General features: G+C 71.3%; 26 protein-coding genes, 2 tRNA genes and 1 other RNA gene. 13 read left to right on the top strand and 16 right to left on the bottom strand.

What is annotated here, in order from left to right; genetic code table 11:
* Window positions 1-21 precede the first annotated feature (21 nt).
* Entirely contained in the window at window positions 22-2,016 is a 1,995-nt protein-coding gene (locus ACOZ90_RS08995; protein WP_422893321.1) for a transglutaminase TgpA family protein, read from the top strand.
* The gene (locus ACOZ90_RS09000; RefSeq protein ID WP_422893322.1) at window positions 2,013-2,525 is read left to right on the top strand and encodes a Slp family lipoprotein; all 513 of its coding nucleotides are present in this window, start codon (window positions 2,013-2,015) and stop codon (window positions 2,523-2,525) included. Before ACOZ90_RS08995 ends, ACOZ90_RS09000 begins: the two co-directional genes overlap by 4 nt.
* An 18-nt stretch (window positions 2,526-2,543) precedes the next feature.
* On the opposite strand, the gene ACOZ90_RS09005 is transcribed toward ACOZ90_RS09000, so the two are convergent.
* Genes ACOZ90_RS09005 through dnaX form a run of 4 tightly spaced genes read right to left on the bottom strand, consistent with a single transcriptional unit; the run spans window position 2,544 to window position 5,712 of the window.
* Window positions 2,544-2,894, bottom strand: coding sequence for a histidine triad nucleotide-binding protein (locus ACOZ90_RS09005; protein WP_422893323.1), 351 nt, complete (start codon window positions 2,892-2,894; stop codon window positions 2,544-2,546).
* 51 nt (window positions 2,895-2,945) lie between these two features.
* Window positions 2,946-3,542 carry a recombination mediator RecR gene (gene recR, locus ACOZ90_RS09010; protein ID WP_422893324.1) on the bottom strand — a complete coding sequence of 199 codons (597 nt, stop codon included), beginning with the start codon at window positions 3,540-3,542 and terminating at the stop codon, window positions 2,946-2,948.
* Between the two features lie 16 nt (window positions 3,543-3,558).
* A complete protein-coding gene (locus ACOZ90_RS09015; RefSeq protein ID WP_422893325.1) occupies window positions 3,559-3,879 on the bottom strand; it encodes a YbaB/EbfC family nucleoid-associated protein in 321 nt (106 codons plus the stop codon).
* Between the two features lie 24 nt (window positions 3,880-3,903).
* Window positions 3,904-5,712: a DNA polymerase III subunit gamma/tau gene (gene dnaX / locus ACOZ90_RS09020; protein WP_422893326.1), complete on the bottom strand. Its 1,809-nt coding sequence runs from the start codon at window positions 5,710-5,712 to the stop codon at window positions 3,904-3,906.
* 120 nt (window positions 5,713-5,832) lie between these two features.
* Here dnaX and ACOZ90_RS09025 point away from each other — a divergent pair.
* Window positions 5,833-5,924: transfer RNA gene (locus tag ACOZ90_RS09025), tRNA-Ser, on the top strand.
* A 13-nt stretch (window positions 5,925-5,937) separates the two neighbouring features.
* Window positions 5,938-6,034: signal recognition particle sRNA small type (ffs, locus tag ACOZ90_RS09030), an RNA gene on the top strand.
* On the opposite strand, the gene ACOZ90_RS09035 is transcribed toward ffs, so the two are convergent.
* Genes ACOZ90_RS09035 through ACOZ90_RS09060 form a run of 6 tightly spaced genes read right to left on the bottom strand, consistent with a single transcriptional unit; the run spans window position 6,021 to window position 9,792 of the window.
* Entirely contained in the window at window positions 6,021-6,476 is a 456-nt protein-coding gene (locus tag ACOZ90_RS09035) for a molybdenum cofactor biosynthesis protein MoaE (protein WP_422893327.1), read from the bottom strand. The genes ffs and ACOZ90_RS09035 overlap by 14 nt on opposite strands.
* Window positions 6,477-6,480: 4 nt before the next feature.
* Window positions 6,481-6,723, bottom strand: a complete 243-nt coding sequence (moaD, locus tag ACOZ90_RS09040; protein WP_422893328.1) for a molybdopterin converting factor subunit 1 — start codon at window positions 6,721-6,723, stop codon at window positions 6,481-6,483.
* Window positions 6,720-7,238, bottom strand: coding sequence for a cyclic pyranopterin monophosphate synthase MoaC (gene moaC, locus ACOZ90_RS09045; protein ID WP_422893329.1), 519 nt, complete (start codon window positions 7,236-7,238; stop codon window positions 6,720-6,722). The genes moaD and moaC overlap by 4 nt, the downstream gene beginning before the upstream one ends.
* Before the next feature lie 4 nt (window positions 7,239-7,242).
* Window positions 7,243-8,271: a GTP 3',8-cyclase MoaA gene (moaA, locus tag ACOZ90_RS09050; RefSeq protein ID WP_422893330.1), complete on the bottom strand. Its 1,029-nt coding sequence runs from the start codon at window positions 8,269-8,271 to the stop codon at window positions 7,243-7,245.
* 1 nt (window position 8,272) lies between these two features.
* Entirely contained in the window at window positions 8,273-9,028 is a 756-nt protein-coding gene (locus tag ACOZ90_RS09055) for an MBL fold metallo-hydrolase (protein WP_422893331.1), read from the bottom strand.
* A 2-nt stretch (window positions 9,029-9,030) separates the two neighbouring features.
* Window positions 9,031-9,792, bottom strand: a complete 762-nt coding sequence (locus tag ACOZ90_RS09060; RefSeq protein WP_422893332.1) for a 3-deoxy-D-manno-octulosonic acid kinase — start codon at window positions 9,790-9,792, stop codon at window positions 9,031-9,033.
* Between the two features lie 21 nt (window positions 9,793-9,813).
* Here ACOZ90_RS09060 and ACOZ90_RS09065 point away from each other — a divergent pair, with 21 nt between their 5' ends.
* Window positions 9,814-10,881, top strand: a complete 1,068-nt coding sequence (locus ACOZ90_RS09065; RefSeq protein WP_422893333.1) for a glycosyltransferase family 9 protein — start codon at window positions 9,814-9,816, stop codon at window positions 10,879-10,881.
* Between the two features lie 6 nt (window positions 10,882-10,887).
* Here the strand turns inward: ACOZ90_RS09065 and ACOZ90_RS09070 are convergent, their stop codons facing one another.
* On the bottom strand, window positions 10,888-11,295 hold the full coding sequence (locus ACOZ90_RS09070; protein ID WP_422893334.1) for a DUF6165 family protein: 408 nt from the start codon (window positions 11,293-11,295) through the stop codon (window positions 10,888-10,890).
* Window positions 11,296-11,424: 129 nt separating this feature from the next.
* Here ACOZ90_RS09070 and ACOZ90_RS09075 point away from each other — a divergent pair, with 129 nt between their 5' ends.
* The 4 genes from ACOZ90_RS09075 (at window position 11,425) to ispA (ending at window position 15,658) form a co-directional block, all read left to right on the top strand.
* A complete protein-coding gene (locus tag ACOZ90_RS09075; protein ID WP_422893335.1) occupies window positions 11,425-14,277 on the top strand; it encodes a M16 family metallopeptidase in 2,853 nt (950 codons plus the stop codon).
* Between the two features lie 74 nt (window positions 14,278-14,351).
* Window positions 14,352-14,442, top strand: a tRNA-Ser gene (locus ACOZ90_RS09080).
* A gap of 60 nt (window positions 14,443-14,502) precedes the next feature.
* Window positions 14,503-14,763, top strand: a complete 261-nt coding sequence (locus ACOZ90_RS09085) for an exodeoxyribonuclease VII small subunit (protein ID WP_422893336.1) — start codon at window positions 14,503-14,505, stop codon at window positions 14,761-14,763.
* On the top strand, window positions 14,756-15,658 hold the full coding sequence (gene ispA, locus ACOZ90_RS09090; protein ID WP_422893337.1) for a (2E,6E)-farnesyl diphosphate synthase: 903 nt from the start codon (window positions 14,756-14,758) through the stop codon (window positions 15,656-15,658). The genes ACOZ90_RS09085 and ispA overlap by 8 nt, the downstream gene beginning before the upstream one ends.
* Window positions 15,659-15,673: 15 nt before the next feature.
* Here the strand turns inward: ispA and ACOZ90_RS09095 are convergent, their stop codons facing one another.
* Together ACOZ90_RS09095 and ACOZ90_RS09100 are read right to left on the bottom strand one after the other, a co-directional pair.
* Window positions 15,674-16,306, bottom strand: a complete 633-nt coding sequence (locus ACOZ90_RS09095; RefSeq protein WP_422893338.1) for a DUF2799 domain-containing protein — start codon at window positions 16,304-16,306, stop codon at window positions 15,674-15,676.
* Window positions 16,303-16,521 (bottom strand): hypothetical protein, encoded by a 219-nt coding sequence (locus ACOZ90_RS09100; protein WP_422893339.1) that lies wholly within the window; start codon window positions 16,519-16,521, stop codon window positions 16,303-16,305. Before ACOZ90_RS09100 ends, ACOZ90_RS09095 begins: the two co-directional genes overlap by 4 nt.
* On the opposite strand from ACOZ90_RS09100, the gene ACOZ90_RS09105 reads away from it, so the two are divergent.
* On the top strand, window positions 16,501-16,704 hold the full coding sequence (locus tag ACOZ90_RS09105) for a hypothetical protein (protein ID WP_422893340.1): 204 nt from the start codon (window positions 16,501-16,503) through the stop codon (window positions 16,702-16,704). The two genes, ACOZ90_RS09100 and ACOZ90_RS09105, sit on opposite strands and share 21 nt — an antisense overlap.
* Window positions 16,705-16,719: 15 nt before the next feature.
* Here the strand turns inward: ACOZ90_RS09105 and ACOZ90_RS09110 are convergent, their stop codons facing one another.
* The gene (locus ACOZ90_RS09110; protein ID WP_422893341.1) at window positions 16,720-18,171 is read right to left on the bottom strand and encodes a VWA domain-containing protein; all 1,452 of its coding nucleotides are present in this window, start codon (window positions 18,169-18,171) and stop codon (window positions 16,720-16,722) included.
* A 175-nt stretch (window positions 18,172-18,346) separates the two neighbouring features.
* On the opposite strand from ACOZ90_RS09110, the gene ACOZ90_RS09115 reads away from it, so the two are divergent.
* A complete protein-coding gene (locus ACOZ90_RS09115) occupies window positions 18,347-20,215 on the top strand; it encodes a CHASE2 domain-containing protein (RefSeq protein ID WP_422893342.1) in 1,869 nt (622 codons plus the stop codon).
* Window positions 20,191-21,504 (top strand): M48 family metalloprotease, encoded by a 1,314-nt coding sequence (locus ACOZ90_RS09120; protein WP_422893343.1) that lies wholly within the window; start codon window positions 20,191-20,193, stop codon window positions 21,502-21,504. Before ACOZ90_RS09115 ends, ACOZ90_RS09120 begins: the two co-directional genes overlap by 25 nt.
* Before the next feature lie 10 nt (window positions 21,505-21,514).
* Here ACOZ90_RS09120 and ACOZ90_RS09125 read toward each other — a convergent pair whose 3' ends face one another.
* Both ACOZ90_RS09125 and pmbA read right to left on the bottom strand, forming a co-directional pair.
* Window positions 21,515-21,937 (bottom strand): DUF4870 domain-containing protein, encoded by a 423-nt coding sequence (locus tag ACOZ90_RS09125; protein ID WP_422893344.1) that lies wholly within the window; start codon window positions 21,935-21,937, stop codon window positions 21,515-21,517.
* Between the two features lie 48 nt (window positions 21,938-21,985).
* Window positions 21,986-23,344: a metalloprotease PmbA gene (pmbA, locus tag ACOZ90_RS09130; protein ID WP_422893439.1), complete on the bottom strand. Its 1,359-nt coding sequence runs from the start codon at window positions 23,342-23,344 to the stop codon at window positions 21,986-21,988.
* A 125-nt stretch (window positions 23,345-23,469) separates the two neighbouring features.
* Between pmbA and yjgA the strand changes: the two genes are divergently transcribed.
* Window positions 23,470-24,018 carry a ribosome biogenesis factor YjgA gene (gene yjgA, locus ACOZ90_RS09135; RefSeq protein WP_422893345.1) on the top strand — a complete coding sequence of 183 codons (549 nt, stop codon included), beginning with the start codon at window positions 23,470-23,472 and terminating at the stop codon, window positions 24,016-24,018.
* Window positions 24,019-24,027: the final 9 nt, after the last annotated feature.

The following is a 24,027-nucleotide window of genomic DNA, read 5'->3' on the forward strand; positions in this document are numbered from 1 at the left end:
AGGCGGCGCAGGAGATCGGCAATGCTCGACCAGGCCAGCAGGCGCTGGGCGCTGGCCGCCGCCGGCGCCTGCCTGCTGCCACTGCTGCTGCAGCTGCCCGGCCACGTGGCGCTGGGCGTGGGCGGACTGGGCCTGCTGGGCGCGGTGGTGTCGCTGCGGGTGAACCTGCCGGCGTGGCCGCGGCCGCTGCTGGCGCTGGCGCTGTTCGGGCTGGTGCTGGCCAACTACGGATTCCACTTCGGCCGCGACACCGGCTGCGCGCTGCTGGCGGCGATGCTGGCGATCAAGCCGATGGAGCTGCGCGACCTGCGCGATGCCCGCAGCCTGCTCGGGTTCGCCCTGTTCGCGCCCTTCGCCACCTTCCTGCTCGACCAGGGCCCGCTGTCGCTGCTGCTGGGGCTGGCCGGGGTGGTACTGGCGCTGATGGCGCTGCTGCGCCTGTCGGAGCTGGAGTCGGTGGACCGGGGCCCGGCCCGCACCGGGGAAACCGAGGCCACCGCGCGCGGCGCCTGGCGGCGGCTGCGCACGGTGGGGCGGCTGGTGGCGGTGGGCCTGCCGCTGGCACTGGCCGCGTTCTGGCTGTTCCCGCGCATGGCCTCGCCGATGTGGGGCGTGCCGGATCGGGCGATGGCGCGCCCGGGGCTGTCGGACACGATGTCTCCGGGCGAGTGGATCGACTTCATGAGCGACGACTCGCCAGCGGCGCGGGTGACGTTCAACGGGCCCGTGCCCGGGCCGCACCAGATGTACTGGCGCGGGCCGGTGATGCTGGATTTCGACGGCCGCACCTGGAAGCGCTCCGAGTGGCTTGCCGGCCTACCGCCGGCGGAAGCCGCGCGCGGCGAGCCGGTGTGGGACTACGAGATCGAGATCGAGCCCACCGACCGGCGCCACGTGGTGGCGCTGGACCTGCCGCTGGCGGCGCCCGACGGCGTGCGCCTGTCGCGCGACTTCTCGATGACCTCGCCGCGGCCGCTGTCGCAGCTGCGACGCTTCAGCCTGCGCTCGGCGCCACCGGCGGCGTTCGAGCCTGAGCTGCCGCAGATGCTGCGGCAGCTGGCGCTGCGGCTTCCCGAGGGTTTCAACCCGCGCACCCGGGCGCTCGGGCTGCAATGGCGCGCGGAGGCCGGCGTCGGCCCCGCCGCCGACGCGGCGATCGTGCGGCGGTCGCTGCAGTGGGTCACCGACGAGTTCGCCTACACCATGGCCACGCCGCTGCCCGGCCGCCATTCCGTCGACGAGTTCCTGTTCGACCAGAAGGAAGGATTCTGCGAGCACTACAGTTCGGCCTTCGCGGTGCTGCTGCGCGCCACCGGGATCCCGACCCGGGTGGTGACCGGCTACGCGGGCGGCTACCGCAACCGCTTCGGCGACTACTGGATCGTGCGCAACATGGACGCCCACGCCTGGGTCGAGGCGTGGCTGGAGGGGCGCGGCTGGGTGCGGGTGGATCCGACCGCCGCGGTTGCGCCCGAGCGCATCTTCGACACCCTGGAGGATCGCCAGCAGGCGGGAGGGCTGGACGCGCTGGGCAACTTCGTCGCCGCCCGCGATCTGGGCGACTGGCTGCGGCGCGGCTGGAACACCGCCTTCCTCGGCTTCGACGCCGCGCGCCAGCGCCAGCTGCTGTCCCCGATCGGGATCCGGGATCTGGGCATCTCCCAGCTGATCATCCTGTTCTCCGCCCTGGCCGGCCTGGCGCTGGCGTGGATGCTGTGGCTGGTGGCCCGCGGCGAACGCGAGCGCGACCCGGTGCTGCGCGCCTGGCGGCGCCTGGGCCGGCGCTACGCGCCGCTGGGCCTGGCGCCCGAGGCGCACGAGCCGGCGACGGCCTGGGCCGGACGGATCGTGCAGGCGCATCCGGGTGCCGCCGCCGGCCTGGCTCCGCTCAGCGCGCGTTTCGTTGATTGGCGCTACGCTGGTGAAAAGGCCGACCCGGCCACCGGCCGTGCCCTGGCGCGTGATCTGGACGCGCACCGGCCGGATCGCCGGGCTCCACTGGAGGATCCGACATGACAACCCACCGCAAGCTGCTGACGACCTTCACCACCCTGTCGCTCGCAGCCATGCTCGCCGGCTGCGCCACCCAGCCCTCGCCGCTGCAGGGCCAGTACCTGCCGGTCACGCCGCAGCAGGCAAGCGCGGGCGACCACACCGGCGCGATGGTGCGCTGGGGCGGACAGGTGATCGACGTCGAACCGCGCGCCGACCGCACCTGCTTCACCATGCTCTCCTCGCACCTGGACGGCCAGGGCCGCCCCTACGGCGCGCAGGACGGCAGCAGCGGCCGCTTCATGGCCTGCCGGGCGGGCTTCTACGATCCGGCGGTGTTCACCGAGGAGCGCGAGGTCACCTTCACCGGCCGCATCGCCGGCCACGAGGACGCGCGCATCGGCGAGTACGCCTACCGCATGCCGCGCATCGACGCCGACGTGGTCTACCTGTGGCCCGAGCGCGGCGAGACCCGGGTGATCCACCACCCGCACCCGTACTACTGGCACCCCTACGGCATGTGGTGGTGGTAACCGGGGCGCAGGCCCGGCCTACGGGGTGCCGAAGTGGCCCAGCGGCGCCCCGGCCAGCAGGTGCAGGTGCATCTGGAAGACGGTCTGGCCGCCCTCCTCGTTGCAGTTCATGACGACCCGGTAGCCCTTCTCGGCGAAGCCTTCCCGGCGCGCGTAGCCGGCCGCCGCCAGGGCGAGGCGCCCGAGCATTTCGGCGTCGTCGGCCTGGGCATCGTCCAGTCCGCGGATCGTCTTCTTCGGCACGAACAGGATGTGCACCGGCGCCTGCGGCGCGATGTCGCGGAAGGCGATGATGTCGTCGTCCTCGTAGACGATGTCGGCCGGGATTTCCCGCCGCATGATCCGATGGAAAATGGTGTCTTCGCTCACAGCGCACCTCCTTGATGGAAACGTCATTGCAGGAGCGCGCGCGCTGCGCTCCTACGCGATCTCCGAGCGGCTGCCGAAGGCGTGCGACAGCGTGCCTCGATCCACGTACTCCAGCTCGCCGCCCAACGGCAGGCCGTGCGCCGGCCGGCTGGGCCGCACGCCGTGCTGGCGCGCCAGCTGGGCCAGGTAATGCGCGGTCGCCTCCCCTTCCACGGTGAGATTGGTGGCGATGATCATTTCCTGCACCTGGCCGTCGCCCAGGCGCTCGCCCAGGCGATCCAGGCCCAGCTCGCGCGGGCCGATGCCGTCCAGCGGGCTCAGCCGCCCGTGCAGGACGAAGTACAGGCCGCGGTAGTCGGTGGCCTGCTCGATCGCCAGCCGGTCGGCCGGGGTCTCGATCACGCACAGCAGGTGCGCATCGCGCGAGGCGCTGGCGCAGATCGCGCACAGTTCGCTCTCGCTGAAGTCGCGGCAGCGCTCGCAGTGGCCGATGCGCTCGACCGCGCCGGCCAGCGCCGTCGCCAGCCGCTTGCCGCCTTCGCGATCGCGCTCAAGCAGGTGGTAGGCCATGCGCTGGGCGCTTTTCTGCCCCACCCCGGGCAATACCCGCAGGGACTCGATGAGCTGTTCGAGCAGTGAAGCGGTCACGTCCGGGCGCGCTGGATCAGAACGGCATCTTCATGCCGGGCGGCATCGCCATGCCGGCGGTGGCCGCGGACATCCTTTCCGCCGATTCGGCGTTGACCTTGTTAACCGCGTCGTTGAACGCCGCCGCCACCAGATCCTCGGCCATTTCCGGATCCGAGATCACGCTCGGATCGATCCGCACCTTGCGGCACTCCATGCGGCCGGACAGGGTCACCTCGACCATGCCGCCGCCGGCGCCGCCGGTGACCTCGAGACTGGCCAGCTCTTCCTGGGCGCGCTGCATGTTTTCCTGCATCTTCTGCGCCTGCTGCATCAACTGGGCGATGTTTCCACGCATCGTGTCTACCTCTGGGTGGGGGAATCAATTGTCGTCGAAGGGCCGGATGGAATCCGGCACGACGCTGGCGCCCGGACGCGACATCAGCCGCTGCACGTCCGGATCGGCCAGGAACGTGCTTTCGGCCTCGCGCTGGCGGGCGTCCTGCTTGCGCACGTTGCGCTCGTGCAGGGTCTCGGCTTCGGCCGGCGCGGCCGCCGAGAAGCGGATCGTCGGCGCGGTGCCGAAGTGCGGCGCCAGCGCATCGGCCAGCTGCTTGACCAGGAACGGCGCCTTCAGGTGGTCGTCCGAGGGCGGCAGCGACAGTTCCAGCACGCCGTTGGCGTAGCCCAGGAACGCGGTGTGTGCGCCCAGCTCGCGAACCGGGCCGCGCAGGCCCAGGCCGGTGACCAGGTCGGGCCAGCGGGCGGCGTCGATATCGGTGGTCGCGGCCGGTGCCGCAGCTGCAGACATTGCGGGCGGCGCGGCCGGTGCCGGGGCTGCGGGTGTGGCGGGCGGCGCTGCCGGGGCATTGGACGCCGGCGCTGCCTGTGCGGGCTCTGGCGCGGACGCGGGCGGAGCGGTGAATGGATTTTCCGGGGGCGCTGCCGGCCGCGAGGGCGCCGCGCCGGCCGGACGTGCCGGCGGCCGGGATGCGGACGCGCTCACGGGTGCAGGCGGCGGCGCGGACTCCAGCGCCGCCCTCGCCGCTTCCGCTGCCGAACGGCCGCTGCCGGTGCCGCCCGCTGCCGTCGCCCCGCCCGCTCCACCTGCCGGCCGGAACGCCAGCATCCGCAGCACGCCCATTTCAAAACCCGCGCGCGCACTGGGCGCCAGCGGCAGGTCGCGGCGGGCGGTCAGCGCCATCTGGTACCACAGCTGCACGACTTCGGCGCGCAGCGCGGCGGCCAGCGCGTCCACGTCCACGCCCTCCGAGTCCGCGTCCAGCGCCACCCCGGGCACCAGCTGGCGCACCTGGATCCGGTGCAGGGCCTCGGCCAGCGCGTCCAGCACGCCGCCCCAGTCGGGCGAGAAGCCGGCCAGGGTCTCCACCTCCGCCAGCAGCCGCTCGCCGTCACCTTCGGCCAGCGCGTCCAGCAGCGCGCCTACGCGGGTACGGTCGACGGTGCCCAGCATCGCCGCCACGCCCGCATCGTCGAGCTTGCCGCCGGTGTAGGCGATCGCCTGGTCCAGCAGCGACAGGCCGTCACGCAGGCTGCCGTCGGCCGCCCTGGCGAGCTGGCGCACCGCGCCCTCGTCGGCGGGGATCTCCTCGGCACCCAGGATCTTGCTGATCTGGCCCTCGATCTGGCCCAGGTCCAGCCGCTTGAGGTTGAACTGCAGGCAGCGCGAAAGCACCGTCACCGGCAGCTTCTGCGGGTCGGTGGTGGCCAGCAGGAACTTCACGTGCTCCGGCGGCTCTTCCAGCGTCTTGAGCAGCGCGTTGAACGCCGGCTTGGACAGCATGTGCACTTCGTCGATCAGGTAGACCTTGATCCGCCCGCGCGAGGGCATGTACTGGGCGTTGTCGATCAGCTCGCGCACGTCGTCCACGCCGGTGTTGCTGGCCGCGTCGATCTCCAGCAGGTCGATGAAGCGGCCGGCGTCGATGTCGCTGCAGGCGCTGCACTGCCCGCACGGCTCGGCCGAGGTGCCCTGCTCGCAGTTCAGGCTCTTGGCGAAGATGCGGGCGATGGTGGTCTTGCCGACCCCGCGGGTGCCGGTGAACAGCAGCGCGTGGTGCACGCGGCCGCTGTCGAGCGCATTGCTGAGCGCGCGGACCACGTGTTCCTGGCCAACCAGTTCGGCGAAACGGCGGGGGCGCCACTTGCGGGCGAGGACGAGGTAGGACATGGCGCCATTCTGCCATGCCGGCGGGGGCTTCCCGCCGGTTCAGGCGATTCCTTGTTCCGGCCCCGGCCGCGGCGTAGAATTGCCGGCCCGGTGCGGCCACAGGCCCCGCCGGGCCAGGACGGAGAGGTGTCCGAGTGGTTGAAGGAGCACGCCTGGAAAGTGTGTAAGCGGCTTAACCCGCTTCGGGGGTTCGAATCCCCCTCTCTCCGCCAATCTATGGTGACCCCGTCGGTCCCTCGCAACGCTAGGTTGAAAACCCCGCCAGGGCCGGAAGGCAGCAACGGTATCGATCGACGCGGGTGCCGAGGTCAACTGGCGGGGTCGCCACCTTTTCGGGCCGGCGCGCCCTCGTCCGGGTGCAGCCAGCCGGTGTCGCCGTCGGCGTAGCGCTCGTGCTTCCAGATCGGCACCCGCGCCTTGACCTCGTCGATGATCCAGCGGCAGGCGGCGAAGGCCTTGTCGCGATGGCCGGCCGAGACCCCAACCCATACGGCCAGGTCGCCGATCTCCAGCTCGCCGATACGATGCACGCAGACGGCTTCGCCAAGCGAAAAGCGCTCCACGGCCTCGGCCATGATCCGCGCGCCCTCGGACTCGGCCAGCGTCACGTAGGACTCGTAGCGCAGCCCGTGCACCGGGCGGCCCTCGTTATGGTTGCGCACCCAGCCCTCGAACATGCTGCAGGCCCCGGCCTCGTCGCGCAGCAGGCGCTCGCGCAGGGGCGCGGTTTCGAACGGCTCGTCGGCAATCCGGAATCGCGTCATCGCCTCAGCCACCGCTGACCGGGGGAATGAAGGCCACCTCGGAGCCCTCGCGCAGGGCGTCCTCCCAGCGCGCGAAGCTGCCGTCCACCGCCACCCGCAGGCGCCCGGGCGCAAGCGCGAAGCCGTGCCGCTCGCGCAGCTGCGCGTACAGCGCGCGCAGGTCTGCGGCGTCGCTGGCGAGGGTTTCCCTCTCGGCGCCCGCCGCATCGCGCAGGCTGGCGAAATACAGCACGGTCACGCTGGTCACCTGTTCCCTCCATCGGCTCCGGCCTTGCCGAAGTCGCGCTTGCCGCCGCGCTTGCCGGCCAGCTTGGCCGGCCCCAGCACGATCGCGTGCGAGAGCGCCTTGCACATGTCGTAGACGGTCAGCGCGGCCACGGTGGCGCCGGTCAGCGCCTCCATTTCCACGCCGGTGCGGTGGGTGGTGCGCACCGTGCACTCCACCAGCAGCTCGCGCTCGCCGTGCCAGTCGATGCCCAGGCGCACGCCGTCGATGGGCAGCGGATGGCAGAACGGGATCAGCTCGTGGGTGCGCTTGACCGCCATGGTGCCGGCCACGATCGCGGTATCGACGATGCCGCCCTTGGCGCTGCGCAGCCCGCTCTCGCGCAGCTGCGCGGCCACCACGGCCGGGAAGCGCACCTTGCACTGGGCCACCGCCTCGCGCGCGGTCACCGCCTTGCCGGACACGTCGACCATGGTCGGGCGGCCGTCCGGGTCGATATGGGTCAGCCCGGCCTGGCCGGGAGTGGATCTGGGCATCGATTCAACCGCCGATGAGGAACATTTCAACCCGCCGGCCGGAGCCGCGGGCGCTGCCGCGCTCTTCGCTGTAGCGGTCGGCGCGGCGCGACCACAGGTTGCCGACGTGGTCGGCCAGGGCCAGCTCGCCGTCGGCCAGGGCCGGCTTCAGGTCGGCGCCGCCGGCGGCAAACAGGCAGGTATACAGATGACCGTCGGCGGATACCCGCGCCCGGTTGCAGTCCGAACAGAACGGCGCGGTGACCGAGCTGATGAAGCCGATCTCGCCGCCGCCGTCCTCGAACGCGTGGCGCTCGGCCACCTCACCGCGCTGCAGCGGTTCGAGCGCGCGCAGCGGCCAGCGCGCGTGGATGCGCGCGTGCAGCTCGGCCGAAGGCACCACCCGCTCGCGATCCCAGCCGTTGCAGGTGCCCACGTCCATGTATTCGATGAAGCGCAGCACGTGGCCGCTGCCGCGGAAGTGTTCCGCCAGCACCGGCACCTGGTCGTCGTTGATGCCGCGCTGGACAACGCAGTTGAACTTGATCGGCCCGAAGCCGGCGTCCTCGGCGGCGCGCACGCCCTCCAGCACCCTGGCGACTTCGCCGCGCCCGCCGCTCAGCCGCCGGAACACGTCCGGATCCAGCGCATCCAGGCTGATCGTCAGCCGCTGCAGCCCGGCCTCGCGCAGCGCCCGCGCCTGGCGCGCCAGCAGGCTGCCGTTGGTGGTCAGGGCCAGATCCTCGATCCCAGGCACCGCCACCAGCCGCGCCACCAGCTCCGGCAGGTTGCGCCGCAGCAGCGGCTCGCCGCCGGTGATGCGCAGCTTGCGGATGCCGACGCGGGCAAAACCACGCACCAGGGTTTCGATCTGGTCGAAGGAAAGCCGCGAGGCCGAATCCAGACCGTAGTCGTCAGGCACGCGGTCGGCCGGCATGCAGTAGTCGCAGCGGAAATTGCAGGCCTCGATCACCGACAGCCGCAGGTCTCGCAGCGGGCGGCCAAGCCTGTCCAGCGGCAGCGGGGAATCAGCGGGGGCGGGAACGGCGCTCATCTCAACTGCCCATGATGCCCGATACCGGCTCGGGCAGCGTCAAGACCTCGTCCGGCGCGGCCACGCGGCGGCCGCGCCGGCGCATGGCCTCGCCGTCCGCGGCGCTTGCGTAGTGGTACAGGACGCAGCGTTGCAGCAGCTCCGGCGGGTATTCGCGCTCCAGTTCATCCAGCCCCGCGTGCGAAGGATTGCCCACCAGCGCGCAGTCGTGGGCCACGGTTTCACCGGCGTCGGCGTAGACCTTCAGCAGCTCCGCGATCGGGCGGGTATCGCCCGTCCACACCAGGCTGCCCGGCAGGCGCAGGCCGAACGCGGTGCGCGGCCAGTGGTGGCGCACGGCGAAGGTTTCCAGGCGCAGGCCGCCGTGCCAGAACCAGTCCCCGACCGGGATCACCTGGAACGCCTCCCAGAAGTTCACCCCGCCCTCGGCCAGCGCGTTGGGGTAGTCGCCCACCCGCTGGTGCAGCAGCGGCACCACGCTGGCCGGCACGTACACCGGCATGCGCCCGCGGCGCTGTTCGTTGAAGTACTGGTGCACGAACAGCCGTTCGAAGCCGCCCACGTGATCCATGTGGGTATGGGTGATGAACAGCGCCCGCGGCGGGTGGCCGTAGTGCGCCATGCAGGCGGTCAGGCCCTCGCTGCCGCAGTCGATGGTCAGCCACGGCTCGCCGTCGCGCTCGATGGTGGCCATCGAATTGCCCAGCTCGACCGCGTCGGCGTTGCCGACCCCGTGGAAGCGCAGCGCCCAGCCCATGCTCAGTATCCCTTCGCCCAGCGGGCGTCGTAGGCCGCCCGCAGGCGGGCGAAATCGGCGCGCACAACGTCCTCCGTGCGCTCGCCGCGCAGCTTGAGCAGCGAGCGCTCCAGCCGCGCCAGGTTGCGCGCGCGCCAGCCGGTTTCCGGCAGCCGCCTGCGGCAGCGATCCAGGTCGATGATCCAGCCGCGGCCGCCTTCGTCGAACAGGATGTTGTGTGCGTTCAGATCAACGTGGTCGAGGCCGCCGCGATGGCAGCGGGCGATGAGCTCGCCCGCCTCCCGCCACGGCGCCTGGCCGGCGGCGGCAAGCTCGGCCAGGCTGCGCACCCCGCACAGCCGCTCGACCAGGATCGCGGCCCGGTAGAACAGCCCGCGGCGCAGGTAGCAGGCCGCCACCGGCGCCGGCACCGGCAGGCCGTCGCCGCGCAGATCGCGCAGCAGGCGGAACTCCATGAAGCTGCGGGTGCGGTTGCTGCCGCGCCACAGGTAGAGGTCGCGGCTGAACCTGGCCGCCAGCCCGCCGCGCAGGTAGTGGCGCAGCACCGCGTGGCCGAACGGGCCGTCCACGAACCACGCCCCGCCGCGGCCGCCGCTGCCCACCGGCTGCGCATCCCCGCCCCAGTGTTCCGGATCGAACCAGCCGTGCCCGACTTGCCCCGAGATCGCCGCATCGCTGAGAATCGAGCCGTAACCGCCGCCTGCGCCGCGGCCGCGCTCATCATGGAATGGCGTCAGGCTTTCGCTGGCGTCGAATCGAACCATCCAGCGAGTCTAGCAAGCCGAATGGCCAATCCATCGCCGTCCCCGGCCGCCCCTGCACCGGCCTCCATCTGCCTGCTGCGGCTGTCCGCGCTGGGCGATGTGACCCACGTGCTGCCGCTGGTGCACACGCTGCGGGACGCCTGGCCGCAAACGGCGCTGACCTGGGTGATCGGCAAGGCCGAGCAGCGCCTGCTCGACGGCCTGGAAGGCGTGGAGTTCATCGTCTACGACAAGAAGACCGGCCTGGCCGGCATGCGCGCGCTGCGCCGCGGCCTGGACGGCCGGCGCTTCGACGCCCTGCTGCAGCTGCAGGTGGCCGGGCGCGCCAACCTGCTGTCGGCCTTCATCCCGGCGCGGCGGCGGATCGGCTACGACCGCCGCCGCTCGAAGGATCTGCACGGGCTGTTCATCAACGAACGCATCGCCGACCGCCCCGGCATCCACGTGCTGGACGCGATCGGCAGCTTCTGCGAGCCGCTGGGCCTGCTGCGCGGCAAGACCGTGTGGGACATGCCGGTTCCCGCCGACGCCCACGCATGGGCGCGGGCCCAGTGGCCCGACGACGACACCCGCACCCTGGTGATCTCGCCCTGCTCCAGCCACGAGCGCCGCAACTGGTACGCCGACCGCTACGCCGCGGTGGCCGACCACGCCGCCGCGGCCGGCTGGCGGGTGGTGCTGTGCGGCGGCCGCAGCGAGCTGGAGAGGCGCACCGCCGATGCCATCATCGCCGCCACGCGCGCGCCTGCCATCGACCTGGTCGGCAAGGACACCCTCAAGCAGCTGCCCGCCCTGCTCGCCCGCGCCGACCTGGTGATGACCCCGGACTCGGGCCCGATGCACATTGCCAACGCCATGGGCACGAAGGTGCTGGGCCTGCACGCGGCCAGCAACCCCGAGCGCAGCGGCCCGTACTCGGATCGGCGCTACTGCGTGGATCGTTACGACGCCGCCGCGCGCCGCCATCTCAAGCGGCCGGCGGCCGAACTCAAATGGGGCACCAAGATCGAATTCGACAAGGTGATGGAGCTGGTGACCGTGGACGACGCGATCGCCGCCTTCGAGCGCTTCCGCGCCGACCATTGCTGACCGGCGTCAGGCGCCGCCTTCGCCGCGGTAATCCTGGTAGGACTTCTCCTCCACGAACGCCGAGCCCAGCGCCAGGTTGATCTCCTTCTTGATCCGCGCCCGGCCGTCGTTCTCGAAGTACACGCTGCGGGCCAGGCGCACGAACTCCTCGTCGAAGGCCTGCGCCTTCTCCTTGAGCCGGATCTCGTCCTCGATCTCCCACAGCCGCTCGTTCACCGCCTTCAGCTCGGCGCGCAGGCCGGCGATGTCGCGGCCGGCCGCGGGGTGCGCCATCCAGGTCTTCTCCAGTTCGGCCAGCTCGCGGCGCACGTTGGCCAGCTTGGCGGGATCGCTCATCCGCTCGGACTTGATCTGCAGGATCGAGATCTTGTCGAGCAGCTCGCCGAATGAAACGGGAACCTGGACTTCGGGCATGGCATGGCACCGGATGACGTGATGCGGCCAGTGTAACCGCCGTCGTCGCCGCCCCGGAACGCGGCCCCGCGCCGTTCACCCGCGGTGTAATCTGCCGCAAACCTCCAGACCCGACCAGGAACCGAGCCCATGCCCCTGTCCAGACTGCTGCCGGCAATCGCGGCCGCCTTCCTGCTTGCCATCAGCGTGCCCGCCGGCGCCGGTGTAACCACTCCCTCCGCCCAACCGGCCGGCGAGCTGATCCCGGCCCAGCGCTTCGAACTGGACAACGGCCTGAGGGTGATCTTCCACCTCGACCACTCCGACCCGGTGGTGGCGGTGGTGCTGGCGGCACGCGTCGGCTCGGCGCGCGAGCTGCCGGGACGCACCGGCTTCGCCCACCTGTTCGAACACCTGTTCTTCCTGGACTCGGAGAACCTCGGCCCCGGTGGCCTGGATCGGCTGAGCACCCGCGTGGGCGGCTCGGGCGCCAACGGCAGCACCAGCTTCGACCTCACCGACTACCTGCAGACCGTGCCCAGCGACGCGCTGGAGAAGCTGCTGTGGGCCGAGGCGGACAAGCTCGGGTTCTTCATCAACACCGTCAGTGACGCGGTGCTGGCCAAGGAAATCCAGGTGGTGAAGAACGAGAAGCGCCAGAGCGTGGACAACCGCCCCTACGGCCACAACTACGGCGTGATCCTGGAGCACCTGTATCCGCAGGGGCACCCGTACAGCTGGCCGGTGATCGGCTCGCTGGCCGACCTGGACGCGGCCACGCTGGAGGACGTGCACGGCTTCTACCACCGCTGGTACACGCCCAACAACACCACCCTGGTGGTGGCCGGCGACTTCGATCCGGCCCAGGCCCGCGAGTGGGTGGAGAAGTATTTCGGCGAGATCGCCCGCGGCGAGGAAGCGGCCGCGCCGGCACCACAGCCGGCGCGCCTGGAGGCCTCCACGCGCCTGCTGCACGAGGACAACCTGGCCCGCCTGCCGGCACTGACCCTGGCCTGGCCGGGCGTTGAGCGCGGCCATCCCGACGAAGCCGCCCTGGACGTGCTGGCCGAGCTGCTGACCGACGGCCGCGACTCGCCGCTGACCGCGGTGGTGGTGGAAGAACTGAAGCTGGCCAGCGCGGTGTCGGCCTGGAACACCAGCCAGCAGATCGCCGGCATGGTGATGCTGCAGACCACCGCCTTCGACGGCGTGGATCTGGACGACGCGCTGGCGGGCGTTGAGGCCGGCATGGCCCGGTTCGAGCGCGATGGCGTGGACGCGCAGGCGTTGGAGCGGATCAAGACCATGTCCGAGGCCGACATGTACGCGCGCCAGGCCAGCGTGCTGGGCAAGGGCGCGGCGCTGGCCCGGCACGACCTGTATGGCACCAGCCCCGACGCCGACCTGGCCGCGCTGCGCGCGGTTACCGCCGAGGACGTCGTGCGCGTGTACAACGCCTACCTGCGCGAGCGGCCGCACGTGGCCACCAGCTTCGTCCCGCGCGGCCAGGCGGCGCTTGCGCTGGAGGGCTCGCAGGTGGCCCCGGTGGTCGAGGAGCCGATCGTGCAGGGTGCCGAGGACGCGATCGATCCGGCCGCCAGCGCCGCGGACTACGCGCGCACGCCCTCCTCCTTCGACCGCTCCATCGAACCGCCGTTCGGCCCGCCGCCGGTGGTGACGCCGCCGCAGGTGTGGAGCAGCGCCCTGGCCAACGGGCTGCAGGTGTCGGGCATCGAGCATGATGAAACGCCGCTGGTGCATTTCCAGCTGGCCATCGACGGCGGGCGCCTGTTCGAGGATCCGCAGCTGCCCGGCACCGCCGGCCTGCTGGCGCGCATGCTCGACCGCGGCACCCGCAACCGCACCGCCGCCGAGATGGAGAACGCTTTCAAGGCCTTGGGCGCGGCCGTCGGCGTGGAGGCGCGCGACGAGCGCTTCGTGATTTCCGGGCGCACCCTCTCGCGCAACCTCGACGCCACCCTGGCGCTGGTGGAGGAAATGCTGCTCGAACCGCGCTGGGACGAGGACGAACTCGCCCTTGCCAGGGCCGCCGCCGAAGCCCAGCTCGCCGCCTCGCGCGCCGAGCCCGGCGCCATGGCCGGGCGCGTGTACGATCTGGTCGCCTACGGCCCGGAGCACATCCTGTCGCGCAACGCGCTGGGCAGCGAAAGCGCGCTGGCCGCGATCGACATGGACGACCTCAGGCGGTTCATGGCCCGCAGCCTGGCGCCGCAGCACGCCCGCATCCGCTTCGTCGGCCCGGTCGGCCACGACCAGGCCACCGACGCGCTGGCCTCGCTGGGCCAGCGCTGGCAGGCCGGCGACGTGAGCATCCCGGCCTACCCCGCGCCCGCGCCGCCCGCCGCCTCGCGCATCCATTTCCACGACATGCCCGGCGCCACCCAGTCCATGCTGCTGTTCGGCTACCCGGCGCTGACCCGCGCCGACCCGGACTTCCACCCCGCCACGATGATGAACTTCATCCTCGGCGGCGGCGGCTTCGCCTCACGGCTGATGCAGAGCCTGCGCGAGGAAAAGGGCTACTCCTACGGGTTCCGCAGCGGCTTTTCGGGCGACACCAACGTCGGCCACTTCACAATGGGCGGCGCCGTCCGCGCCAACGTCACCCTGGAAGCCGCGCAGCTCGCGCGCGACATCGCCCGCGACTACGGCGCCAGCTTCACCGCCGACGACCTGCAGACCACGCGCGAGTCGATGGGCAAGCGCCGCGCGCTCGCCTTCGAGACCCCCGGCGCCAAGCTCGGCATCCTCGCCGCCATCGGCGACCACGGACTGCCCGCCGACTACCTGGAGCGGGAGGCCGGACAGATCAGTGGCCTGGACCTGGCCCAGGTACGCACGCTGGCCGACCGCCACCTGCGTACCGACGCCATGATCTACGTGGTGGTCGGCGATGCCGCCACCCAGGCCGAACGGCTGGAGGCGCTGGGCTACGGGCCGGTGGAAATGATGAATGAACAGGTCGAGGAAGCTGACCGCTGACCCCGGCCCGTCTTGTCGTCGGCCGGGAGGGGTCGTATCATTGAGGGCTGTGCGAAGCTTGATCGCACACCACCGGAGAGGTGGCAGAGTGGTTGAATGTACCTGACTCGAAATCAGGCAGGCGTTTATAGCGCCTCGGGGGTTCGAATCCCTCCCTCTCCGCCAGTTGCGCAAAAACGCCCCTTCGCGGGGCGTTTTTCTTTGGCCATCGCTTAGACTTGCGGCATGGCCAAAGAACGCACCCCCGAACCCTCCCCCGTCGCCGACTTCGAGAAATCACTCGAACAGCTCGAGACCCTGGTCGACAACATGGAGCGTGGCGAGCTGAGCCTGGAGCAGTCGCTGGCCGCCTACGAACAGGGCGTCGGCCTGTACCGCCGCTGCCAGCAGGCACTGGAGCAGGCCGAGCTGCGGGTGAAGCTGCTCAGCGATCCGGAAAAGCCCGACCAGGCCGAACCCTTCCCCGGCCTGGCCGACGATGTCTGAATCGCAGGGCCTGCAGACCGGCCCGCTGCTTGACGCCTGGCGCACGCGCATCGACGCCGCGCTGGAAGCCGCCCTCGCCCTGCCCGCCAGTCCCGAGCCCCGCCTGGCCGAGGGCATGCGCCACGCCGTCCTGCTCGGCGGCAAGCGCATGCGCCCGCTGCTGGTCCACGCCAGCGGCCACGCCTGCGGCGTCGATCCCGGGGCGCTCGACGCGGCCGCGACCGCGGTTGAACTTGTCCACGCCTATTCACTGGTGCACGACGACCTGCCGGCGATGGACGACGACGACCTGCGCCGCGGCCAGCCCACGGTGCACGTGGCGTTCGGCGAAGCCACCGCGATCCTGGTCGGCGACGCCCTGCAGGCGCTGGCGTTCCAGGTGCTGGCCGAGGCGCCGCTCCCCGACGGCCGCCGGGTCGCCATGCTGCGCGAGCTGGCCTCGGCCGCCGGCGCGGCCGGCATGTGCGGCGGGCAGGCGCTGGACCTGGCGGCGACCGGCACCGGCGCCGCATCCGGCCTCGACGTGCTCGAGCGCCTGCACGCGCTCAAGACCGGCGCCCTGATCCGCGCCGCCGTGCGGCTGGGCGCGATCGCGGCGGGCGCCGGCAGGGACGCATCCGCGCGCCTGGACGCGTACGCGGACGCGCTGGGGCTTGCCTTCCAGATCCGCGACGACCTGCTCGACGTCGAGGGCGAGAGCGAAGCCCTCGGCAAGACCGTTGGCAAGGATGCGGCGCAGGACAAGGCCACCTTCCCCGCCCTGATTGGACTCGAAGCCTCGCGGGAACGCCTGCGCGCCCTCAGCCACGCGATGGAGCAGGCTCTGGCCGGCTTCGGCGACGACGCCGGGCCGCTGCGCACGCTGGCCCGGCTGGCCGTCGAACGCGACCGCTGAGCACGGCAGCCCCGGTCAGTCCCGGTAGTAGCCCGTGAGGTCGATGCGCAGGCGCCTGGCATGCTCTTCGGCCATGCGCTCCTGGTGCCACGCACGCTCGCGCCTGGTCCTGATGTCGCGCAGTTCACGCCGCAGCTTGCGGCGATCACTTTCCAGCGATTCGCGCGTGTGCCTGTCGAGCCCCGACGCAGCGAGCCGCTCCCCGATCTCATCGAGTTCATCGTCGATGTCGCCGATGCGCCGGTCATGGCGACGCACCTCGTCACGCAGCGCGTCGCGGTGTTCTTCGGCGGCGTGCAGGCGTCGGCCATCGTCGTAGCCGGCAAGGAACCCGCCGGCCAGCTGCGGCGGGCATACGCCGTGGTACCGGCGCCCCATCCGGCCCTCGCGATACCCGCGCTGCGGCCGGCAATACTCGCCCAGCCCGCGATCACGCGCGGCCAGGTAGGCCTGCGCATCCGGGCGCACGCCGTAGGCGGCGCAGGCCCTCACATGGTCGTCCAGGCGCGATGGCGGGTGGCCGTCGGCGCCGTCCCGGTATCCCACCGGCCCCCAGTCACCAGACAGGCATTCACCCTGGCTCATGGATGCGCAGCCGGCCTGCAGCAATGCCAGGCCGGCAATCATGACCACCCCGAACGCCCTCATTGCACTCCACGCCCCGCAAGCGACTGGACGACAGCCTGGGCCAGCGCGACCGCCGCTTCCCTGCGCTGCGGCATGGTGTCCTGCCGCCATTGCCTGTCTGCGGCCATGATCGACGCGCCGGTCAGCCTTTCAGGCATTTCCATGGCCGGGCCCGAATAGGCCGACACGGTGAAGTACAGGTTGCCGGTGCGGACATGCAGGTCGCCGGCGCCCACCGTCAACGCGAACCGCGCCTCGTCACCGACGCCGGCGACGTCCTCGAACCGGATGCCGCCGAGCCGTTGCTGGAGACGGGTTACACCGGGCTCAAACAGGCGCTGGGCGAAGAGGATCCGAACACCCGCGAGGCGCGCAGACGCCTCGCCAGATGGCGTGAGGCGCGCGACGCGGGCGCATAGCGTCGGCTGAAGCCGCTACTCGACCGGGAAATCAAGGCTGACCTCCGTGGTCTCGGCCGCGTTGACCGTCACGCCCTCGACGAAGCGGTCGTCGGCCCTGATCCCGTCCGGCCGGACCTGGATGCGGTACTCGCCGACGGGGATCGTGTAACCCGCGAAGCCTTCGCCATCGGTCCAGTCACGGCTGGCCTCCTCGTGGCTGTCGGCATACTGGATATAGGTGCGGGCTTTCAACGGCTGGCCGTTGGCGGTGACCCTGATCCGGACCGTGCCGCTGGGGATCTCCAGGCGCTTCACGGTGGTCTGGCCGGCTTCCACCATGACGCTGTCAATGAACTGGTCCGGCGCGCTGATGCCATCGGGCCGGACCTGGATGCGGTACTCACCGACCGGAATGGTGTAGCGGGCAACGCCATCGCCGTTGGTGCCGTCGCGGCTGGCCTCCTCGTGGCTGTCGGCATACTGGATATAGGTGCGGGCCTTCAACGGAATGCCGTTGGTGGTAACCGTGAGCTCAACCGTTCCGGTGGAAAAGTCCACGCTCCGTTCGGTGGTCCCACCGTCAGTGACCGGGATGTCTTCCAGTCGTTGGTCCGGCGCGGAAATCCCCTTGGCACGGACCCTGATGTCATAGTCGCCCGCGGCAAGTTCATAGCGGGCCTTGCCCTCTTCCAGCGCGTGGTTCCGTGCGACCTCCTCGTCGGTCCCGGCCTTGTAGACGTAGGTAAAGGCGCCGATCGGCTCACCATTCCCCGTGACGCTCAACTCAATGGCCCCGGTGGACGCAGCGACGGGCTCCGGCCCGGCCTGTACCGCTTCGTCCAGCGCGCCGGCCAGCTCGTCGGCATTGTCCGCGCTGAAGAACCGGCCGCCGCCGGCGTCGGCCATGCACTGCAGCTGCCCGGTATCGCTGTCGCCAAGATCGAAGCCGACCACGTGCAGCCTGAACTCGACGCCCGACCGCCTTGCCGCCCTGACTGCTTCACAGGGGTCGCCGCCGCAGGACTCCAGGCCGTCGGAGACAAGCACGATGCTGGCCGACTGCTCCATCTGCCGCAGCTGGTCGACCGCCTGCTGCACGGAGGCCGTGAGCGGTGTCATCCCTATCGCGTTGAGACCCTCGATCTGCCTGATCATGGCGTCGCGGTCCAGCGGTCCCAGCGCCACCAGGGTCTCTATGTCCGTGCAGTCGCCCTTGCGGTGGTGGCCATAGGCGATCAAGCCCGCCCTGGCGTCCTCCGGCAGCTGCCGGACCAGTCCGGACATCACTTCCCGGGCGACGACGACCTTCGGCTGGCCGTCGACGCGACCCCACATGCTGCCCGACGCATCGAGGATGAACAGCAGGTTGGTACCGCCCGGCGTTTCGGTGTTTGCCACATCGTCGCCACCCGCGGAACCAAAGGCGGGCCACAGCGCACTGGACACAAGCACCAGCGTGCACAACAACGTCAGCATCCTGTTCATGGGTCGCGCTCCCGTTTGCTGGCGCTGCTCCACAAGGTCCGGAGTCACGCCACTCCTTCTCCACATGACGGGTTCCGGGCGGAAAGCGGGACATGCCCCGGGCCTGTCCGTCCACGCCCCCGTTTGGCGTTTACGTTCCGGATGGGCATGGCAAACGCGGGAACCAGGGACAGGCGTGTCGGGGAAGATCAGGAATTGGCTGGCCGGCATCGTGGACTCGGCCATGGCGGGCGCCAGCGTGCGCTTCATGGACGCGTGGGCGGTGGTCGAACGCGGCTACCGCCGGCCGCTGGCGTGGTGTTCGCAGCGGCTGGGGTTCACCTTCTATCCGCTGCTGGCACTGGTCATGGTCGGCGCGCTTGCCTGGGACTGGCAGCACGGGCGCTCGCTCGACGACGCCGAGGACGCGGTGTTCGACCGGGTCATCAGCTGGCGGCCGATCGAGCCGCTCCCCAGCGGCCGCACCGTGGTGGTGGAAATCGACGACTGCTCGATCGAGCATTATCGCGCACGCGGCGAAGGCGGCTGGCCCTGGAGCCGGGAACGCCATGCCGACCTGATCGACGCGCTCGACCGCGCCGGGGTGAGCGCGGTCGGAATCGACGTCCTGTTCGCCGACCCGTCGCGCGACGACCCCGGCGGCGATGCCCTGCTGGAAGCGACTGCCGACGCGGGCGGCGGCCGCTTCATCTTCGCCGCCACCCGCCTCCACCCGGACTTCGACCACGCGGCCGGGCTTCATGCGGGCGAGGTGCCGGGCGCGTTCCGCCTCGATCCCGGCGCCACCATGCCGGGACCGGGGGTGGCGATGATCCAGCCTTTCGGGACGGCGATGGCGCGCCACTCCGGGCTGGTGAACATCCGGCGCGCGAGCGACGGCGTGCTGCGGGACGTGCGCCTGTACGAGGTCGCCGGCGGGTGGGCGATGCCGTCCCTGGCGCTGCGCCTTGCCCGGGCCGGCGGGGCCGACGCGCGGGTGGCGGTCGCAGCGCGCGACGGCAACCTGCGGATCAACTGGCGCGGACGCTCGCGCCTGCCCTACGCCAGCGCCGCCGACCTCATCGAAGGCTCTCCGGTGTGCGGCAAGGCCCTGCCTTCGCTTGAGGGCGCACTGGCCGTCGTCGGCCACACCGCGGCCGGCATCAACGACGCCAAGCCGACGCCGGTGGACATGGCGATGCCGGGCGTGGAGATCCTCGCCGAGGCGGTCGAAGCGCTGTCCACCGGCAGCTGGATCCGGATGCCGCCGGGCTGGCTCAAGTACGCGCTGGCCACGCTGCTGGTCCTGCTGTCGTGCTTCGTGTTCTGGCGCGGCGAGCCGCACCGGGACGTCGATCCGGTGTTCGTCGCGCTCAACCTGGCGCTGCTGGCGATCGCGTTCGCCGGGCTGACGCTCTTCGGATGGTTCATCGACATCTTCGCCAGCCTCGGCTACGGCGCGCTGTGCTTCGGCCTGTGCCGCGGCTACGCTGCGGTGCAGCGGGGGCGTGCCACCGGCAACGTCGACTACCTGCCCGCGTACGACCCTGCCACCGATCCCTGGCTGCTGCTGGCGCGGCTGCGCTTCGAGCCGGATCCGGGGCTGCCCCGCCGCCTGGCCAGGCGCCGCTGGCGCGAGTACCGCCGGATCCTGCGCAAGCTGGTCCATTCCAGCAGCCACATCGTGATGATCGAGGGCGTCATCGAGCGCAAGCACTGGATGCAGGCGATCCTGGACGACCTGGTGTTGCTGACCTGGAAGGGCGCCGCGGAGGCCGGCGTGCGCGAACAGGCGGGGCGCGACCTGGATGCGCTGCACGCGGCCCTCAATGCCACCAGCGAACGCCTTGACGGCAGCGGCCGGATCATGGTCTGCACCGCCACCGCCCGGATCGACGATGGATCCGGCAACGACCCCCATGCGCGCCGGCTGCGCCTGCGCGCCCTGCTCGGCCAGGACCTCGACCAGCTCGAACACTGGCCCCTGGCCGCCGGCAACCCGCTCTTGCCCCCAATCGACGGATCCAAGGAGAACCAGCCATGCGCAACACCATCCGCACCCTGAGCATGGTCGCACTGGCCTGCATTGCCACGACCGCCGCAGCCCTGGCGGCGGGCATGCCGGCAGTGGTCCACAAGCGCTCGGTGGATGTCCGCGAGGCGCCGGATTTCGACGCGCCCGCGGTCGCTACGCTGCGACGCGACGCGCGGGTGGAGATCAGCAGCCAGCAGGGGCTCTGGTATGAACTCGCGCTCGACGACGGACGCAGCGGCTATGTCCGGGTCAACGAGGTGCGCATGGCCTATGCCGGCGATGAAACCCCCGGCGCCAGCCGCCGGGCACTGTTGCAGGGCGGCGCGGGCCGCGGGCGGGTGACCGAGACCGCGACCGTGCGCGGGATCGACGCCAGCGACCTCGCGGCCGGGTCGCACGACGCCGCCGCGCTCGCACGGATGGAGGCGTGGCGCATCGACGCGCCCACGGCGGCCGCGCACGCGCACGCGCAGGGCTGGCAGCCGCGCAGCGTGGCGTGGCCCGGCGAGGCACGCGAGCTCGAGGTGTCCGGCCACCAGGCGACCCGATCGGAGAAGCGCGGCGCGCTGGCGTCCGCGCGCGGCCTGCTGTCCAGGGTCGGTGGCGGGGCGCTCGGGGACAGCGGGATCGCGCGCGTGGCCGACCGCGCCATGGGCAAGTCGGACCAGGAGATCGCGGAAGAAGAGCGCGCGCTTGGCCCGGCCGTGACAGGCCGCGTGCTCGGCGTGGCGCCGCTGTGGGACGACGAAGATGCCCAGCGACGGGTCAACCTGGTGGGTCGCTGGCTGGCCTCGCAGACCTCGCGGCCGGACCTGCCGTGGACCTTCGGCATCATCGACGACGGCGAGATCAATGCCTTCGCCGCGCCCGGCGGCTACGTGCTGGTCACCCGCGGGCTGTACGAGCTGCTCGCCGACGACTCCGAGTTGGCGGCGGTGATCGCGCATGAGCTCGGCCACGTGGTCCAGCGCGACCACTTCGAGGTGATCCGCAGGCAGCAGGTGCGCGAAGCGGGCAAGGACGCGCTGCTGTCACAGGTCGCCGCGCCCGGGGCCGCCGCGTATGCGAAGGATTACGTCGACAGGCACGGTGCCGCGGTGCTGCTCACCAGCCTCGACCGCGACGCCGAATACCGCGCCGACCACGCGGCCGGCGTGTACCTGGAGCGGGCCGGGTTCGACCCGCTGGCGTTCTATTCGGTGCTGCAGAAGATGGCCGCCTTCGGCCAGCGCCCCGCGCGCCTGGCCCAGCTGTATCGCACCCACCCGCCGCTGGACGAGCGCATGGACCGGCTGGACAGGAGCGCGCGGCGCAACTGAGCGCCGGGCGCTACTTCACCAGGCGCAGAGTCAGCGGATACCGGTAGGCAACGCCTTCATTCGCCTTGAGGGCGGCGATGATGGTCATCACCAGCCAGTAGACGCCCACCGCGAACGCCGCCAGGTAGAACAGGAAGCCGATCAGGATCACCAGCAGGATGGTGCCCACCACCCACAGGATCACCGAGATCCCGAAGCAGGTGATGTTGAAGTTCAGCGCCTCCTTGCCCTGGTCATCGACGAACGGCATCGTTTCGCGCTTCACCAGCCAGATGATCAGCGGGCCGAGGATGGCGCCCAGGCCACCGGTCAGCAGCGCTGAAAGCGCGGACAGGTGCGCGAACAGGGCCCACTGCCGCTGGTCGGCGCTGACGCCGCCCACGGACGGCCCGGAATCCGCCGGCGGCGGTGCAGCTGGATCGTGTTCGGACATTGCTCGTTCTCCCCATGGGCTCCATTGCCCTGGGCCAAGGATAACCCCTCAGCCGCCGGCTACGGTCATGCGGCCGAGCATGATCGAGCCCACCCGCAGGTGCGAGCGCGCATCGATGTCGCTGCCCACCGCCTCGATGGCCTGGAACATCGTCTTCAGGTTGCCTGCGATCGTGATGCCGTCCACGGGATAGGCGATCTCGCCGTCCTCCACCCAGAACCCGCCCGCACCGCGTGAATAGTCCCCGGTCACCGTATTGACCCCCTGGCCCATCAGGTCGGTCACCAGCAGCCCGGTGCCCATGCCGCGCAGCAGTTCCTCCCGGCCGCCGGCGTTGGCGGCCACGCGCAGGTTGCGCACGCCGCCGGCGTTGCCGGTGCTTTCCAGCCCGAGCCTGCGGGCCGAGTAGCTGCCCAGCACGTAGCGCTGCAGCACGCCGTCCTCCACCAGGGCCGACTCACGGGTGGCCACGCCCTCGGCATCAAACCAGGCCGAGCGCAGGCCGCGCACCAGGCGCGGCTGCTCGTGGATGCCGAACCACTCCGGGAACAGGCGCTCGCCCACGCTGTCGAGCAGGAAGCTGGCGCGCCGGTACTGGGCCCCGCCCGACACCGCGCCGACCAGGTGGCCGATGAGCGAGCGCGCGACCTCGGCGTCGAACACAACCGGGTACTGCCCGGTCGCCAGCGCCTTCGGCTCCAACCGGGCAACGGCGCGCGCGGCGGCGCTGCGGCCGACGCTGGCCGCCGGCTCCAGGTCGGCTTCCGCAAGGCCGATGGTGTACCAGCCCTGGCGCTGCATGCCCTCGCCTTGGCCGGCGACCAGCGCGCAGGACATGCTGTGCATGGTGTCGCGGGTGGCGCCGACGAAACCGTGGCTGTTCGCATACACCCCCAGCGACGCGCCGCTGCCGACCGCCGCGCCATCGGAGTTGGTAATGCGCGGGTCGGAATCGCGCCCGGCCGCTTCACAGGCCAGCGCCAGCTCCACCGCGCGATCGGCGTCCAGCGCCCACGGGTGCCAGGCGTCCAGCTCCAGCGGATCGGCGGCCATGCGGTCGGCATCGGCCAGCCCCGCGGCCGGGTCGGCCTCGGTGAAGCGGGCGATCGCGCAGGCCTGCTCCACGGTCGCGGCCAGGCTCTGTTCGCGCAGGTCGGCGGTGCTGGCACTGCCCTTGCGGTGGTCGAAGTACACGGTCACGGCGATGCCGCGGTCGCGGGTGGCCTCCACCGTCTCGACCTCGCCCATGCGCACGCCCACGTTCAGCCCGCGCTCCTCCGAGCAGCTGACCTCGGCCTGGTCGGCGCCGGCGGCCCGGCACAGCTCGAGCAGGCGCCGGGACAGGCCCGAGAGCGCCTCCAGCCGTGCGGCGCTGTCGTCGGCCACGCTGTCATCGGTGCGGGAGATGGATTCGTTCAATCGACTGTCCTTGGATGGGTGCGGTTCAATGCGGCTTCGACGCGGCAGGGTGCATTATCGGTGCCCATCCGCGAAAATCCGCGGCCATACGCAACATCACGGACACCAGAGCCATGCGCGGCATCGACGAAGAAACCGGTGAATTCCTGGGCCCCAGCCGCAGCCAGCAGCGGCGCGAGGCGCTGGAGGTGCGCGCACTGGGGGAGAAGCTGATCGCGCTGTCTCCGGGGCAGCTGGAAAAACTGCCGATCCCCGACGACCTGCTGCCGCACATCCTGGAGACCCGGCGGATCGATTCGCACATCGCCCGCAAGCGCCAGCTGCAGTACCTGGCCAAGCAGATGCGCCGCCAGGACGACGAGACCCTGGACGCCATCCGCGACGCGATGGACGCCGGCGGCGAGTCGGCGCGCCAGGAGACGGCGCTGCTGCACCGCATCGAAGCCTGGCGCGAGCGCCTGCTTGAGGAGGGCGACGCGGCCCTGGAAGCGCTGCTGGCCGAGCACCCGCAGGCCGACCGCCAGCAGCTGCGCCAGCTGGTGCGCAACGTCCACGCCGAGCGCAGGAAGAACAAGCCGCCGCACGCCTTCCGCGAGCTGTTCCGCATGCTGCGCGAGCTGCACGCCGAGGCTGGAGCGGACGAAGACCCGGCCACGGATTGACGCCGGCCG

Origin of the sequence: Luteimonas dalianensis (assembly GCF_049339425.1) — a bacterium.
GTDB lineage: Bacteria > Pseudomonadota > Gammaproteobacteria > Xanthomonadales > Xanthomonadaceae > Luteimonas > Luteimonas dalianensis.